The sequence below is a fragment of the Latilactobacillus graminis DSM 20719 genome (assembly GCF_001436415.1).
GTDB classification, from domain to species: Bacteria; Bacillota; Bacilli; order Lactobacillales; family Lactobacillaceae; genus Latilactobacillus; species Latilactobacillus graminis.
Map to the genome: position 1 here is coordinate 1 of NZ_AYZB01000042.1, position 902 is coordinate 902.

The 902-nt window shown below is 38.4% G+C and carries 1 protein-coding gene; it reads left to right on the forward strand.

What is annotated here, in order from left to right:
* The coding region (locus FC90_RS09340; RefSeq protein WP_169816020.1) for an MSCRAMM family protein at positions 1 to 902 on the forward strand (902 nt) is incomplete at both ends.

Sequence of the window (902 nt, forward strand, 5' to 3'; positions counted from 1 at the left end):
TTAGCAATTTCACCAAAAGCATTAAACGCTCAAGATAACAAACAAGCGGTTAAGGTTCACGTCCATAAAGTTGATGAAACATTGGTCAACTATAAAGATAATAAACCTGTAACTAAGAACGTGGCATCTGAAGGCAAGGTCTTTGGTCTTTTCTCAAAAGATGCTATCAAAGTTGGCAGCACAATTGTTGTGCCAGCTGATGGTATGTTAGGGACTGCTACAACTAAAGCTGGTATCGCTGAAATGGCTGCTCTAAAAGTTCCTAATGGCCACTTCTACGTTAAAGAATTAGAAGCCGGTGACGTTCATGTACTAGACAAGAACAAGTATGATTTTGAATACACCGCTGAGAATAACGATCAAGAAATTAACATTGACATCAAGAAAGATGATCCAATCGTCAATGAAATGTACCGTGGTGAATTTAGCGTCTTGAAATTAAACGAAAAGATTGATTCACAAGACAATAACGGTAACCACAGTCACTATGCACCAACTGCTAAGGGTGCTAAGTTTGGTCTTTACAACAAAGATAACGAATTAATCGAAACTGTAACTGCTGATGCTGCTTCAAAAGTGAACTTCAAAGACGTTGTTGTCGGCGAATATACCTTAAAAGAATTAGCAACTTCAGACAACGAACACGTACTCAATCCAAGTAGCTGGAAGATCACTGTCTCAAAAGACGGTGTGAAGGTTCTTGATAATAAAGGCAACAACGTTGATCCTAAAGACGGTATGGCCGTAGTTATTAAGAATGAGCAAAAGGTTGGGGACGTTGATATTACTAAGAAAGATACAACCAACGACAAAGAATTACCAGGCGCTAAATTAACTGTTACAGGTGACAACGGCACGCATATTACATGGACTTCAACTAATGAAGCAAAACACATTAAATT